We start from the raw sequence: 14,988 nt of genomic DNA, 5'->3' as shown, positions 1-14,988 counted from the left end.
CTTAAGCTGTGGCGAATAGCCTGGCTTTCAACTCAAGAAACAACTCTTCAGCAGGGGCGGTTAGGCTATGCCGATCAATGCACACCAGGTTGATCGGGTAGTCGGGAATTAACTCTTGAATTTCCACATGGGCTAACTCCTCGCCCTGTGGATAACGGTTGAAATCCCGAATCGCCAACTCGCTGATGGTCATTAGCGAGTCAGTGTTCTTGATCAGGTTCAGCGCCAGCATAATTGATGTGCACTCAATCGCGCTCTGCGGGCGGCGCACATCGTTAACTTCAAACAATTGATGAAACTGAGAAGCGGGCTCGTCCAACTCATCCAGGCTAATCCAGTTAGCGTATTGCAATGAGCGCAAGGAGCGAGAGAACTTGTGCAGATTACTTTTATGGCAAACCACCAATCCCTTGATACTGCCTAAGGCTTCCCAGTCCAGGTTCAAACGGCTTAGGGGTTGCTGAGAGGTAATGGCGAAATCCAGCGTGCCGTCGCGCAGCCGTTGCAGGATCTGGTTAGGCCGCAAGTCAGTGATACTGATCGTCAAACGCGGGAATTTACGGCGGATGGCCAAAATGGCTTCATCTAATCCTTCAAGCATCGCCGTTAAGGAGGTCACCCCAATTGAAACCTGGCCAACCGTGGCGTCTTGGATGTGGGCAGCATCCACCTGCAAACGCCGGATACTTTCGACGACCAAGTTAGCATGACGAATCACCCGCTTGCCTTCTTCGGTCAGCGACATCCCTTTGTAGGAACGCTGCAACAGACTAAAACCCAGCTCTCGCTCCAACTCTTTGATCGAGCGGCTGAGGGCTGGTTGGGTGATATGCATGACCTTGGACGCTTCCTGAATACTTCCAGACTGGTGAATCGCCACCAGCGCCCTGAGTTGATGAAGCTTCATCTCGTTCATACCCCCACCTATGTCAGCGCAGGAATTAACCATAGGCGCAGGGCAAAAGCAAACGGCTGTAAGTACTGTTTTCACCCAGTAGCATGCTGGCTTAAGCACAGCATGCTCAGCCGTTTCAGAGAGAAACTTAGCGTTCAAAACAAGACGAAAGCGCAAACGTGAGAGACTGCCCAGTGATGGAAATCAGACCTGATCCCGGGCCAAACTGCCCAGCGGTTAACGCTTGAAACCAAGGCAGTCATCAGAGCAGAAGGAGCCTCCACCCATGGCAGATTTACCGACTGATCACATCGCCCAACAACTGGCCTTTCTCGTGGAGCTGGATAAGCTCAAATCGGTGATGCGCCAATCGCCCCTGATCAATCAAAATCGCAAGGAAAACTCGGCGGAGCACTCCTGGCACCTGAGCATGTTTGCTCTCACGCTCTCGGCCCACGCCAAGGATCAAGTCGATACACTCCACGTGGTTAAACTTCTGCTCGTCCATGACATTGTCGAGATCGATGCAGGCGATCACCCCTTACATTCTGCCAGTGAACAACATGCAGTGATTGCACAGGCTGAGCAGGAAGCTGCGGCGCGTATTTTCGGGCTTTTACCCGAACCTCAGGGGCGCGAAATGCTCGAACTCTGGCACGAATTCGAGGCCGCACAGACCCCCGAAGCGATCTTTGCTAAAACGCTGGACCGCTTGCAACCTTTGCTGATCAATACCCTGTCGAACGGCGGCACGTGGGCCGAGAATGGCGTAACCCAACAGCAGATTATGGAACGCTATGGCCCTGTAATCGCCCGTGGCTCACCAACGCTGTGGGAAGTTGCAAGCAAGCGCGTGAATGCATTTTTTGCCAAGGCAAAAAGCAACTAATTACGGCTGCAAACGCATTAAGCAATTCGAACTGCGGTCCTCGACTGTTACCCGCCCTTCTAGTTGGCTTGAGGCAACACCTGAGTCTGCGCGCGGCTCAGGTCGAATCGCCTTGCGCCAGAGGCCAACCATCCGAGTAGTTCTGAACCTTGCATGACAGCTTGAAGCGCTAGCCAGATATCAACGCTATGCTTGTTTTATGCTTGCGTTAAGCCTCCCCGCTCAAAGCTGCGCACCTCTTCAGGCCAGACATTTGAAACCTTCGAAACTCACAGCAGTCCTGTTCTGCCTGATGCTAAGCACGCTTGTCAGGGCAGAGGAGTATCAGATCGTTACCGAAGAATGGGCACCGTATAACTACCAAGAGGACAATCAGCTCGCCGGCATAGCCACGGAGATCGTTCAAGCCATAATGGCGGTCACAGGGGATGACTTTAAGATGGTGGTGCTGCCCAGCATGCGGGCCACTTACGAATTAAGGCACCGGCCTAAGACGATCATGTACTCCATGTTCCGCACGGAAGAACGCGACCCACTGTATAAGTGGGTCGGGCCGATCGCGCAAGAGTCCATCCACGCCTACCAGTTGAGTAATACTGCGCAGCCGGTGAATTCACTCGCGCAACTAATGCGTGCCCCACAGATCACCACACGTCATGCAGGCCTTGTACCGCAAGTGCTGAAGTCGCGGGGGTTCAATAATCTAGATAGAAGCGCATCGACGACTCTGCAGCTCTACCGCATGCTGCTTGCTGGTCGAACCGATATCATCATTGGCGATACTGATGCGGGTGTGGCCTATTACAGCCGCCATTTGAATATTGCCGCCGGCAGGCTGCGTAAGGTCCCGGTTGAGCTTTACCGTGCGTCACTCTATATCGCATTCAGCCTCGATTGTGACGACGATCTTGTTGCCGCTTGGGCCCGAGCTCTGGAGCACTTACGTAACACGGGAGCGATAGATCGCATTCAACGCCGATACGATTACTACCGCTAGATGCCCTGTCGCTATCGAATCTAAAGCTTGATTTGTCGCCAATTCATCACGAACTGAGCGGACCGGAAAAAAGCGATGGGTTAGCTGACACGAGATTGGTGTACTACGGCGCATAAAGAAGTCGGAAAAGTGCTCACTAACAAGGTGCTTAAATTGTGAGTTAACACAACTCAAGCGAAGTACTTAACAGGTCCGACTTAACTTTATGGCCGCGCACGTATACGACTCAGCAAAGCCTATGCCATTAATTTGCAAAACATAAATACCCTTTTTAATCAGATAGTTATGTAAATTTTCATCAACTTACAGCTTGCATTGTGCATGGTTTACGGGTTGCAGCCGTGCAAGTTGCACGAGCCGAAACCGCCCCTCTTTAATGACTGCAACTGGCAACCCTCAGCGTCTTTAACCTCTGTAAAAATGTGCGTTTGATTTTACCGATACGAGAGCCCAACCAATGCCTCAGTACGTCAACCGGATACTCGCATCGCAGCATGGATCGATCGCGCTACTGCAGATAACGGGACGATACCTTGCAAGACACAAGCACTGTTGATGAGAGGCTTTTAACCGATTCAGTAGTCGATGGCTTAATCGCTCTCCTCGCAGACTTTTGCGAGTTTCTCGTAATCGAGCACCTGCTTTTGGTCTTGCGAATCTAGGTAGGTCATCTTCGCTTGAACGACGACGCAAGTCTCGGATGGCTCCTCCGTCAAAGACAACACTTTCGCAACATCGAGATGGTCGGAATACATATAGACTGACTCAGGCAACTCAGATTGAGCCATCGCCGATAACGTGAACAGACTCAAACTGGTGAAAAGACATACAGTCGTAACTGGCTTCAGGTCCATCTTTAACTCCTCTGGATCAATGGAAAAATCGCTCGTCCCTATGCGCTTTGATAATGCCTTTTACGTCTCCTGAGGGAGTTAGGATGTGGCTGCTCATCAAGGGTATAAGATCACCGGGCATTGTCAGCCTGCTCCGATGCATCAGGTGAATTCAGGCCGGGCGGCCTGAAATAGGGTCGATTGATCGATCATCAACACGCTCCGATGCTCACAAGCGCAAGGCACGTACACGGCTGATGGAGACGAGGCTTTTAGCCGTGCCAATTGCTGGTCAATCAGTCTTTGTTTGCTGGTAATACCCCAGGATTTTCAGTAATTGAACATAGGAATTTCAGGCCCCCAGCCCCGCCATCACTGCCAGCGTCCTGCAGTACTGCTTTCAGTCATACCAACTCAAAAAACTTAAGTCATCGTATGACATAGGAAAAATGCAGAGGCAGAAACAACGTTCATTGACTGATAATTAATCCGCGTTAAAGGCATTTTAGAGGGGTGCATCGTAGTAAAAACGATGCAGCATAACTATTGACAAGCTATCGGATGGATGCATAATCGAGACAGTCATACGATGACGCACAACAACAAAAACACACCGAAACAGGTGACAAAGATGCTTAAGCCTCTTCGCTTTATGCCGTTCCGCCTTTCTCGAATTGGCTGTACGCCCTCTCCTTGTAGTTGTTCTCAGTTTTCTCTGAATCCGCGCTGTTAATGGTTATCGAACCGGCACATAAGCTCGCGTCAAAATTGCCGCCCCTGGCATGCAAACAAACAGACCAGAAACGATATTCCAGTCGAAAAATAATATATGGAGAATCACCAATGGCATCTTCATCCGTGCGCCGAATTTTCGGCACATTAGCTGCACTCAGCCTCGCCTTCGCCCCGTTGCTCGGCCACGCCGACGATAATTATCCGAAGAAACCTATTCAAGTTGTGGTGCCGGTCGCCCCAGGTGGAGATACCGACACCAACGCAAGATTGTTTAACCGTTTCCTCGAAAAGGAACTCGGTCAGTCACTGGTTTCAGTCAACATTGATGGCGGTGGCGGCACCATTGGTATGCGCCGGGTGTTGTCAGCCAAGCCCGATGGCTACACCGCGATGTTCTTTCACGGCGAAGCCATGGTGCCGAAACTCGCCGGGCTTGTGGATATCGGCATCGACTCATTGCAGATGGTGGCTATTGCCCTGACAGACAACACCACTGTTCTGGCCACCCACAAGGATGCGCCGTTCAAGACCATGAAAGAGTTGGTTGAATACGCCAAAGCCAATCCGGGGAAAGTTGACTTCGGCATGCTCACTGGCGGCTACCCACACTTGGTTGGTGTTGCCCTGCAAAAGCAGCTTGATGTTGAGATGAATCTGGTCGATGTCGGCGGCAATGCGGCGAAAATCGTGGCCCTGCGTGGCCACAAGATCAACTTGATCAATGTCCAATATGGGCTGGTCAAGGATTACATGACATCGGGCGACTTCGTAAATCTTGGTTTACTTTCGCCTGAGCGCAATCCGCTGATTCCAGATGTACCGACCACTGCTGAAGTTGGCTACCCACTGGAGTTCAACAAGTTTTTCTTCTTCGCCATGCCTAAGGGCACACCACAACCAATCGTTGAGAAATTCTCGGCGGCCGTTAAGCGCGTTGTGGATAACCCTGAATATCAGGCTGAAGCCAAAAAGTTCTTCCTGACGCCTACCTACATGGGCCCTGAGCAAGCCAGTGCTTACGCGGCCAAACAGAACGAGTACTTCAAACAGTTCCAACAACTGTTTACCAATAAGTGATAGCAGCCATGCGCCCCTGAACCGGGGCGCGTCGCTCACGGGGGTATTCCATGTCTGTATCCATAAGACTGCCAAGCCCAGACCTGATTACGGGCACATTGTTGCTGTGCTTGTCAGGGGTTCTGTTTTGGGCCTGCACCGGCATTAAAGATTTCGGCGCAGTGGGTGTCGGCTCAGCGTTTGTGCCACGCCTGACTGCGAGCCTGTTGCTGGTGATCAGCCTAGTGCTGATGTGTAATGGCTGGGCGAAGCGCTCTGAGCCGAAAAAGGCCGATGTCGCCGAAGAGAATTCGCGAGTTTTCGCAGGTGTTCCCGCCGTGGGCGTGAGCATTTTGCTGATGGCCGGCTATTTGGCTCTGCTCGAGCCGCTCGGTTACCTGTTTGCTTCCATGCTTTATGGCTTCCTGCAAATACTGGTGCTCACCAAGGACGCGAAGCGTAACTACATGATGTTCGCGGTACTCGCGGTCTGCTCGGCAGCGGCGTTTTACTACCTGTTCGTCCAACTCTTCGAGATCAGCCTGCCTTCGGGAGTTCTGGGCTGAGGAGCGATTCACATGCTTATAGATGGCATTCTTTCGGTTCTTAATCTGCAGACATTGCTGCTGATTACCGGCGGCACCTTACTCGGCATTATCATTGGCGCGATTCCCGGTTTGACTGTCACCATGGGTGTTGCCTTATTTTTACCCGTGACCTTCGTCATGTCTCCGGTAGACGGTCTATCACTGCTGATGGGCCTGTATATCGGCGGGACCTCAGGCGGTCTGATTTCAGCAGTGCTGTTGAAAATCCCCGGCACGCCCTCTTCGATTGCCACAACATTTGACGGTCATCCCATGGCCGCTCGCGGCGAGGCGGGAAAAGCCTTGTCAGTATCCATTCTGGCGTCGTTTCTAGGCGGCATGTTCAGCCTTGGCGTATTGTTTTTCATCGCCCCACGGCTGGCTGAAGTCGCACTGCAATTTGGCCCCTATGAATACTTCGCCATTGCGCTCTTTTCATTAACCCTGGTTGCAGGGCTAAGCGGCGGTTCGCTCGCACGGGGTCTGGGCGCGGCGGCAATTGGGCTGGTCATTGCCTTTGTCGGCATGGCACCCATTACCGCATTCCCACGCTTCACATTTGACTGGGCAGAACTCGACGGCGGCATCGCCCTGCTACCTGCATTGATCGGCCTATTTGCCGTGTCGCAAGTGCTGGAAGAAGCCGAATCACGCGAATGCGCCAGCACACCTAAAGTTGCCAAATACAGCCTAAAGGACATGGGATTCTCGCTGAGTGCGGGCCTGGGCCATTTCGGTAACTGGCTGCGCTCATCGGTGATTGGCACCGTCATCGGCATTTTGCCGGGGCTGGGCGGCTCGGTGTCGAATATTCTGGCCTATGGTGCCGCGAAGAAATACTCCAAGTACCCGGAGAAGTTCGGCACCGGCGTAACGGACGGCTTGGTGGCCAGCGAGTCCTCAAACAATGCGTCTACTGGCGGTGCTTTGGTGCCTCTGATGACGCTGGGTATTCCTGGCGATAACACGGCAGCCATTCTGTTGGCAGGCTTTATGATCCACGGCATTACCCCGGGACCTATGCTGTTCGAGACTCAGGGGCTATTGGTCTACGGGATCTTCACTGCGCTGGTAATTGCCAATATTGTCATGGTGCTGGGCTTGTTCACCTTTATGCGCGGCTTCGTGCGCATCCTCTCCGTACCCAAGCACATTCTGCTGCCGCTGATCATGATGATCTGCGTGATTGGTGCGTATGGCATCAACAACCGCCTATTCGATGTTGGCTGCATGCTGGCCTTCGGCGTACTCGGTTGGTTGATGAAAAAGGCCTCGATCCCAACCACGCCATTGCTGCTCGGTTTTATCCTTGGCCCCATTATTGAGGTCAATCTGCGCCGCGGCCTGATGAGCAGCCGTGGTGACTTTATGCCGTTTATTACCGAGCCGATCTCGGGTGTCATCCTTGTCGCCACTGTCATCGTGGTGCTGGTCACAACCTATCGGGCCTTGCGTAAACCTACTCCGCTAAAAACCCTTCAGCAGCCGGTCACCGGAAGCTGATTGATCCCCATTAAGCCCGCGACAATTCGCGGGCCATAAGGACTGTCGTTATGAAGCCTAAAATCCTGCAGATGTGTGCCCTTTCGCCTGAGCTCGATGCAGCGCTGGCGGAGCATTACCAAGTCATCCCTTGGTGGCAGAGCAAGAATACCGAGGCACTGCTGGCTGAACATGGCGCCGACATAGCAGGCATTGCGACTGCAGCGCCAACAGGTGTGCCAAGCAGCTTGATCGAAGTCTTACCCGCTCTGCGGGTTATCTCTTGCCGTGGTGTGGGCCTTGATAAGATCGACCTGAATCTGGCCAAAAGTCGCGACATTCAGGTCGCGGGAAGCTTCGGAACCTTGTCGGACTGCGTCGCCGATTTAGCCTTCGCGCTGCTGCTCGATGTTGCGCGCCAGGTGAGCCAGTCAGATCAGTATTTGCGTCAGGGGCAATGGCTGCAGGCGCGTTACCCACTCACTACCCGGGTTAGCGGCAAGCGCTTGGGGATTGTCGGCTTGGGCCAGATTGGTCGCGAGGTCGCCAAGCGCGCCAGCGGCTTTAATATGCAAGTGGCATACAACAATCGCCGCCCAGTGAGTGACGTGCCTTACCAGCACCAACCATCACTCAAGGCGTTGGCCGAATGGGCAGACTTTCTGGTTGTGTGCGTCTCAGGCGGCAGTGAAACGCAGGCGCTGATTGATCAGGAAATCATCGAAGCTCTAGGCCCGAAAGGCTACTTGATCAACGTTGCACGGGGCACAGTAGTAGACGAGGCGGCGTTGATCAGCGCGCTCGAAAACGGTCGTTTGGCCGGCGCAGGGCTCGATGTTTTCGCAGAAGAACCCAAGGTACCTGAAGCGCTCATTAAATTGTCGAATGTGGTGCTGACACCCCATGTTGCCAGCGGTACAGTGGAAACCCGCCAAGCCATGGAAGACCTGCTTCTAGAAAATCTGCAAGCCTACTTCTCAGAAGGCCAAGTCAAAACGCCTGCCCCAGCGTAAGACTTTCTGGCCTGAAATAGATCTTCACCCAAACGCCCGGTGCATTGCATCGGGCGTTTTGTATTCTACTCGTAGGAGGCGACGCGAAGCTTGTCCACCGTGGCGCAACAGGCAATAGCTTCGCGAGGCAATGCAAATGCCCTGTTCCATCAAAGGGTGGATGAAAAGAACATCAACCACCCTAAATTTGCCTTCAACTCAATGGCTAACGCAGCCCTTTGGGATTTTTCCGGCGAAGCTATCAACCAAGCTGGCGATCACCATTTCCCCCATGCGCGTGCGCGTCTGTACCGTTGCGCTGGCGCGATGGGGTTGCAGCACGGTGCTTTCAAGTTCAAACAAGGCTGACGGCACATTGGGTTCGTCGACAAAGACGTCGAGCGCAGCTCCAGCAATATTGCCAGCCTGTAGCGCAGCGACAAGATCGCTCTCATTAACCAATTTGCCGCGCGCCACGTTGACTAAATAACCTTCGTTGCCGAGTGCCTCTAGCACCTTGGCGTTGATGATGCCCTCAGCTTTATCGGCAGCCGCTGCCAGAATCAGCGCATCACTGTCTTGCGCCAGCGCGACTAAATCCTCAACAAAGGTGTAGGGCACATCACTGATTGGCTGCAGGTCGGTGTAGCTGATCGGGCAACCAAATGCTGCCGCGCGCGTCGCCACAGCTCGGCCTACTCGGCCAAGGCCAACAATACCAATGCGCATACCGCTAACTTGGCGCGCCAGCGGCAAAGGTGCCAATGGCGCAGGGCTGTTTGGCCACTCACCAGACCGAACATAACGGTCGCTGGTGCAGAGGCCTCGGCATGCAGCAATCAACAGGCCAATGGCCAAGTCGGCGACATCTTCAGTCAAGGCGCCAAGGGTGGCCGAGACCTTAATATTGCGATCACGGGCATAGGCAAGATCCACCGCATCAGTGCCAACACCATTGACGGTAATGATCTCTAACTTAGGCAATTGCGCCATCACCTCTTGGGTGATGCCCGTGTGGCCGCCCGTAATAACGCCTCTAATGTTGCTACCCACCTCACGCAAATACGCCGCTTTGTCAGCCTGCTTGTAATAGTGATGCACGGTGAACAACTCTTCGAGCTGATGACGAATTTGCGGGATCAAGATCGGGCTGAGTTGGAGAATTTCTGGCTTCATGTTGACCTCTTAAGATTGATAATGGCGCTATCGTTTAACCACGGCCCACAAATGGCATATTGGTCGCCATCACCGTCATGTTGAGTACGTTGGCACTCAGCGGCAGGCTGGCCATGTACTGCACCGCTTCGGCGATATGCTTAACATCAACCATGGGTTCAACGGCGGTCTCACCATTGGCCTGCCGCACGCCTTTAGTCATGCGAACCGACAGCTCGGTCAAGGCGTTGCCAATGTCAATCTGGCTGCAGGCGATGTTGAACTCGCGGCCATCCAGCGCCAGGCTTTTAGTCAGCCCCAGTACTGCATGTTTACTGGACGTATAAGGTGCGGTAAACGGGCGCGGAGTATGGGCCGAGATCGAGCCATTGTTGATGATCCGGCCACCCTGTGGCTGTTGACGACGCATCAGCGAGAACGCCCCACGGCAGCACAGAAATACCCCGGTGACATTGGTGTTAACCACATTCAGCCACTGCTCGACCGACAACTCATCCATGGGCACCGCCGGGGCATTAATGCCGGCGTTATTGAAAATCACATCGAGGCGACCATAGACCTCCTCAACGGTGGCAAATAAGGCATCGACGCTCGCTGGATCACGCACATCGGTGGGCACAGCAAGGGCTTCAAAGCCCTGTTCACGTGCCGTTTCTACCAGTTCTTGCAACGGCTCAGCGCGGCGTCCTGCCGCTACCACTTTGAAACCATCAGCGAGCAGAGCCAATGCCACGGCGCGGCCGATACCACTGCCTGCACCGGTGACCAAGGCGATTTTCTGAGAAGGATTATTCGACATTATTTTTCTCCTGTTTGCTTTGCTGCAGAACGTGATTGCTCTAACAATTAAGGACGTGCGCCTATGCGCAGTTCCAGCTGACCGACACCATCGATTCCGGCATTGATTACATCGCCCGGTTGCAACGCGGCAACACCCGGTGGAGTCCCGGTCATGATCAAATCACCGGGACGTAACGTTAGGGACTGGGAAAGCCTGCTGATCACCTCGCTGACTGACCATATCTGCGCCTCCAAGCTTGAGCGCTGGCGTTCGACGCCATTCACACTGAGCCAAATTGCGCCTGTATTCGGATGACCGCACTGGCTAACGGGCAAAATTGCAGTCATGGGTGCGGACTCATCAAACGCCTTCGCCCCATCCCACGGCATGCCGTTGGCTTTAGCGGCTTTCTGCAAATCTCGTCGGGTCATGTCCAGCCCCAACGCATAGCCCCAAACGTATTCAAGGGCCTGCTCTTGGCTGATATCGCGGCCGCCTTTACCGATAGCGATGACCAGCTCAACCTCGTGGCAGAATTCGTCAGTCATGGGCGGATAACTGAGTTCAGAACGGGCTTCAATCACCGAGCTTGCAGGCTTCATAAAAAACACCGGCGCTTGGCGAACTAAATCCTGAGCGTCGCCCCAGGGATAATTGCGACCCAGACAAAAAACTCGGCTGACAGGAAAGAGTTCATTGCATCCAGCAACGGGAAGCGTTGAAATGGGCATCGGTGCAAAAACGTAGTTGTTCATTGTTATCGTCGTTCAATGTCCGCTGAAGAACACTCAGCCTACGCCGGGCTAAACGCCTAAAGTTGGACGATAAAAGTTTTTTCTTGGAGGAAACGGGGGCATTGCACCTACGCTGCAAATCCAGCAGCCGCCAAGAGAGATTTCTTTGTGCTAGAGCGTTGCCTGGCTAGCGCCATGATGGAGTAGTCACTCATGTCTTCCTCCCGCGTGCCTACGTACGGCATGCAGCAGCGCAGCCCGCGAGCTGATTTTTATATTCGCGACCAGCTTGCCAGTAACGGCGAATCGGGCGTGCATCGCCATGAGTATTTCCAGATCCAGATTAACCTGGGCGGAGATACGGTCCAGCATATTGGTAATGTGCAGCGCCCTTTCCCGCGCAACGCGCTGGCCTTTGTCTTGCCGCACCGCATGCACATGATTACCCATCCGACCGATGGCAACTTCAGGGTGATCAATTTCGCCCAAGACTTTTTGCTGCCGCACCTCGATTGCGACCCGCTTGAGTTGGAGGATGTTTCGATCCAGTCAGCCCCGGAGCTTTCGCCCTTTCGCTTTCAGGAGCACCTCGACTTTATTCTCGAAGACAGCGACTTCGAAAACGTGTGCAACCTGCTTGAACAAATGATGGCGCATGATTACGAGCGTCAATTCGGCAGCCGCGAAGTGCTTAAAGGCTTGTTGTTGCAGTTAATCGGCACTGTCTGCAATTTATACGCAGCGCCGCTGACCCAGCTTGCCGAAAATAATGCAGCGCAAGCCAGTCGGCGCGATGCCTTGGCGAGAATGTCTGAATATGTACGCAAGCACCTTGCCGACCCAGACCTGAATCTAAAGCAGGCTGCCGCTGCGACATTCCTCTCGCCGACCTACCTGACTCACTGGTTGCGCAAGGAGATAGGCAAGTCCTTCAGCGAGTACGTGCTTGAACGACGAATGCAAATGGCCAGAACCCAACTGCTCAATGGTTCGATGCCAGTGGGTGAAGTCGCACGGCTATGCGGCTTCGCCGATGAGGCCTACTTTTCCAGACGGTTCAAACAGGTGCACGGCCAACCCCCCGGACAATTCAGACGCGACCAGTTAACCGCCCTGGGCGCGGCCGAGTAAAGCTTCAATCCTTAAGCGTCTTTCGCTTTCGATGGTCTGTGAGACTGCTTTCTCAAGCTGAAGAGTCTCCTTCACCGCCTATTTGCGCGCATGTATACGAGCCAGAATCAGTGCCACTACGCCAGGCAGAAAAAAACCGCTCATTTAATTGAGCGGTTTTTCACACCCACTTAGGCCTTAGTCATCCAACGAATAGGCAATCACGTAGTCACCACGATCTGGCGACTGACGCGCACCACCTGCTGAGATAACCACATATTGCTTACCGGTTTTCGGCGACTTGTAGCTGATCGGACCGCCTTGGCTACCGACCGGCAAACGCGCTTTCCACACCTCTTTACCGGTTGAACTGTCAAACGCACGCAGGTAGTAATCCTGAGTGCCGGCGATAAATACCAAGCCACCTTGAGTGGTCAGGGTGCCGCCTAAGGTTGGCAATCCCACCGGGATTGGCAAGTGCATGCGAATACCCATTGGCCCAGTATCTTCAACAGTGCCAACCGGGGCCTGCCAAACGATTTTCTGGGTTTTCATATCAATGGCGGTGAGCGTGCCGAACGGCGGCTTCTGGCATGGAACACCCAGCACTGACATAAAGCGGTTTTTGTTCACCGCATAAGGCGTGCCTTTCATGGGCACAACGCCCATGCCGGTGTTGACGCTTTCCCCACCCGTATTCACTGCTGTGCTTTGTGGGTCAGCCTTGACCATCTGAATCCACAAGCCTAGGCGCATGTCATTGACGAAGATGTAACCGTTAACTGGATCAGTGGAAATACTGCCCCAGTTCATGCCGCCCAAAGAGCCGGGGAAACTCAACGACAGGTCGGTGCCAGGCACCGTATACAAGCCGTCATAGCGCATGGATTTAAAGGCAATCCGGCACATGACTTGGTCAAACGGTGTTGCGCCCCACATGTCAGATTCGGTCAGGGTTTGAGCGCCAATTTGCGGCATGCCAACCGAGCGTGGCTGGGTAGCGGAATATTGCTCATTAGGGATATTGCCGCGCTTGACCGGAACCTCTTTAACCTCAGTCAGTGGCTTACCCGTTGCGCGATCAAGCACATAAATCTGCCCAGCCTTAGTGCCGATAACCAGCGCAGGGATGGATTTACCGTCTTTGCCGGTGAAGTCGATCAGCGTCGGCTGCATCGGCAAATCGAAATCCCACAGGTCGTTGTGAACGGTTTTGTAGGTCCATTTTTCTTTGCCTGTGGTGGCGTCCACCGCTAAAACTGAGGTGGCATATTTGTGGTCAAGTTCTGTGCGATTAGCGCCCCATAAGTCAACGGATGGGCTGCCCATCGGCATAAACACCGTATTTGACTGCGGATCGTATGACATAGCCGCCCACGAATTAGGGCTGCTGCGCGCATAGGACTCATCAGGACCGAGGGTTTTATTCGGGTTTTCTGCACCCGGATCAAAAGCCCAACGCATCGCACCGGTGATGACATCAAAGCCACGAATCACTCCGCCGGGCATATCGGTGCTGACGTTATCAGCCACGCGTCCACCTACTACCACTGTGGTCCCAGCCATGGTCGGCGCTGATGTCAGTACATAGCTAGGGTCCTTGGCGTCACCCAAACCTGCAAGCAAATTGACTTGCCCATTATTGCCAAAGTCAGGACAAAACTCGCCGGTATCGGCATCCAGTGCAATCAGTCGAGCATCAATGGTGTTCATCAGTATTCGGCGCATGCATGCGCCGCCGCTGGCGACTTGGGCGGCAGGCACTGGTGATGCATTGCTTGCATCGGGTTGCACCAAAGGCTTGCTGGCATCGAAATAGGCGAGGCCACGGCAACGCATCCACACCGATGACTTGGCATTGATTTCATTCTTCCAAAGCTCTTTGCCGGTGTCGGCATTCACCGCAATCACATTGTTATGCGGCGTGCAGAGGAAGACTTTGTCGTCAACTTGCAGTGGCGTCTGCTGGTCTTCTGCGCCATTGCCATCGCTTTGTGGAATATCGCCCGTGTGGTAAGTCCAGGCAACTTTCAGGTCTTTGACGTTATCGCGAGTGATCTGATCCAGCGCCACAAACCGGCTGCCGCCGGGGGTATTACCGTAGTTGTCCCAGTTCTTTTGCTCTTGCTCTGGCTTGACTGCCTGAAGCGGCAGTTGAGCAGATGCCTCGTAGGGCATATGCGGCTGAAACATCATGGCGACAGTTGCTGCCAAGCAGCCAAGGATAACCACAGATAAACCGTAAGCAGGCCCACGCAGCTCAGATCGACCTTGCAGCCTGCGCAGCATCGGAATGGACACCACCACCGCAAACAACAGCACGCCGTTGAACATCAGCCTTGAAACCAGCGGCCAGAATTCCAGCCCGGCATCCATCAAGGCCCAAATCAGCGTGCCGATAAACACCAGCACATAGAGCCACGCGCCAGCCGTTCGGCGCATAAAAAACAACAGGCCCGAGATCAACATCAAGACCCCAGCGCACAGGAAATACCAGCTACCGCCCAGAGCAATAAGCTTGCCGCCGGTGAACGTAAAAAAAGCCCCGCTCGCCAGCAACACCAAGCCAATTAAATAAAACCAGCAGTTCATGACTGCCGGAATGGATGCCTGTCTTTGGCTCATTGAGCTCACTCCTTGACTTATGTACTAAATAGTTACAAATAGGTTAAGTCACGAAGTCATCACCCGCAAGCCACAGCCTACGGGCTTTTGGTCAAT

The 14,988-nt window shown here is 53.7% G+C and carries 13 protein-coding genes; 7 read left to right on the top strand and 6 right to left on the bottom strand.

Annotated features, from left to right (window positions below; all coding sequences use genetic code 11):
• Window position 1: 1 nt before the first annotated feature.
• The gene (locus ACIGCM_RS06045; RefSeq protein ID WP_397501962.1) at window positions 2-907 is read right to left on the bottom strand and encodes a LysR family transcriptional regulator; all 906 of its coding nucleotides are present in this window, start codon (window positions 905-907) and stop codon (window positions 2-4) included.
• A 274-nt stretch (window positions 908-1,181) separates the two neighbouring features.
• Here ACIGCM_RS06045 and ACIGCM_RS06040 point away from each other — a divergent pair, with 274 nt between their 5' ends.
• Both ACIGCM_RS06040 and ACIGCM_RS06035 read left to right on the top strand, forming a co-directional pair.
• On the top strand, window positions 1,182-1,784 hold the full coding sequence (locus ACIGCM_RS06040) for an HD family hydrolase (RefSeq protein ID WP_397501146.1): 603 nt from the start codon (window positions 1,182-1,184) through the stop codon (window positions 1,782-1,784).
• 253 nt (window positions 1,785-2,037) lie between these two features.
• Window positions 2,038-2,781 (top strand): substrate-binding periplasmic protein, encoded by a 744-nt coding sequence (locus tag ACIGCM_RS06035; protein WP_397501145.1) that lies wholly within the window; start codon window positions 2,038-2,040, stop codon window positions 2,779-2,781.
• Between the two features lie 590 nt (window positions 2,782-3,371).
• Here the strand turns inward: ACIGCM_RS06035 and ACIGCM_RS06030 are convergent.
• Complete coding sequence (locus tag ACIGCM_RS06030; RefSeq protein ID WP_397501144.1) at window positions 3,372-3,635, bottom strand: DUF2790 domain-containing protein; 264 nt, start codon at window positions 3,633-3,635, stop codon at window positions 3,372-3,374.
• A gap of 822 nt (window positions 3,636-4,457) precedes the next feature.
• Here ACIGCM_RS06030 and ACIGCM_RS06025 point away from each other — a divergent pair.
• Genes ACIGCM_RS06025 through ACIGCM_RS06010 form a run of 4 tightly spaced genes read left to right on the top strand, consistent with a single transcriptional unit; the run spans window position 4,458 to window position 8,487 of the window.
• Window positions 4,458-5,426: a tripartite tricarboxylate transporter substrate binding protein gene (locus tag ACIGCM_RS06025; RefSeq protein WP_397501143.1), complete on the top strand. Its 969-nt coding sequence runs from the start codon at window positions 4,458-4,460 to the stop codon at window positions 5,424-5,426.
• 50 nt (window positions 5,427-5,476) lie between these two features.
• Entirely contained in the window at window positions 5,477-5,971 is a 495-nt protein-coding gene (locus ACIGCM_RS06020) for a tripartite tricarboxylate transporter TctB family protein (protein WP_397501142.1), read from the top strand.
• A gap of 12 nt (window positions 5,972-5,983) precedes the next feature.
• Window positions 5,984-7,495: a tripartite tricarboxylate transporter permease gene (locus tag ACIGCM_RS06015; RefSeq protein ID WP_397501141.1), complete on the top strand. Its 1,512-nt coding sequence runs from the start codon at window positions 5,984-5,986 to the stop codon at window positions 7,493-7,495.
• Between the two features lie 50 nt (window positions 7,496-7,545).
• Complete coding sequence (locus ACIGCM_RS06010) at window positions 7,546-8,487, top strand: 2-hydroxyacid dehydrogenase (protein ID WP_397501140.1); 942 nt, start codon at window positions 7,546-7,548, stop codon at window positions 8,485-8,487.
• A gap of 198 nt (window positions 8,488-8,685) precedes the next feature.
• Here ACIGCM_RS06010 and ACIGCM_RS06005 read toward each other — a convergent pair whose 3' ends face one another.
• The 3 genes from ACIGCM_RS06005 to ACIGCM_RS05995 are packed head-to-tail and all read right to left on the bottom strand — an operon-like array spanning window position 8,686 to window position 11,184.
• Window positions 8,686-9,642, bottom strand: a complete 957-nt coding sequence (locus ACIGCM_RS06005) for a 2-hydroxyacid dehydrogenase (protein WP_397501139.1) — start codon at window positions 9,640-9,642, stop codon at window positions 8,686-8,688.
• Window positions 9,643-9,676: 34 nt separating this feature from the next.
• On the bottom strand, window positions 9,677-10,441 hold the full coding sequence (locus ACIGCM_RS06000; protein WP_397501138.1) for an SDR family oxidoreductase: 765 nt from the start codon (window positions 10,439-10,441) through the stop codon (window positions 9,677-9,679).
• A 47-nt stretch (window positions 10,442-10,488) separates the two neighbouring features.
• Window positions 10,489-11,184, bottom strand: a complete 696-nt coding sequence (locus tag ACIGCM_RS05995; RefSeq protein ID WP_397501961.1) for a fumarylacetoacetate hydrolase family protein — start codon at window positions 11,182-11,184, stop codon at window positions 10,489-10,491.
• Window positions 11,185-11,400: 216 nt separating this feature from the next.
• On the opposite strand from ACIGCM_RS05995, the gene ACIGCM_RS05990 reads away from it, so the two are divergent.
• On the top strand, window positions 11,401-12,288 hold the full coding sequence (locus ACIGCM_RS05990; protein ID WP_397501960.1) for a helix-turn-helix transcriptional regulator: 888 nt from the start codon (window positions 11,401-11,403) through the stop codon (window positions 12,286-12,288).
• 177 nt (window positions 12,289-12,465) lie between these two features.
• Here the strand turns inward: ACIGCM_RS05990 and ACIGCM_RS05985 are convergent, their stop codons facing one another.
• On the bottom strand, window positions 12,466-14,892 hold the full coding sequence (locus ACIGCM_RS05985; RefSeq protein WP_397501137.1) for a glucose/quinate/shikimate family membrane-bound PQQ-dependent dehydrogenase: 2,427 nt from the start codon (window positions 14,890-14,892) through the stop codon (window positions 12,466-12,468).
• Between the last annotated feature and the right edge of the window lie 96 nt (window positions 14,893-14,988).

The sequence above is a fragment of the Pseudomonas sp. NPDC078700 genome, from assembly GCF_044542375.1.
Lineage (GTDB): Bacteria > Pseudomonadota > Gammaproteobacteria > Pseudomonadales > Pseudomonadaceae > Aquipseudomonas.
Note: the sequence above shows the minus strand (reverse complement) of the source record. Positions and strands in the feature narration are given on the sequence as shown.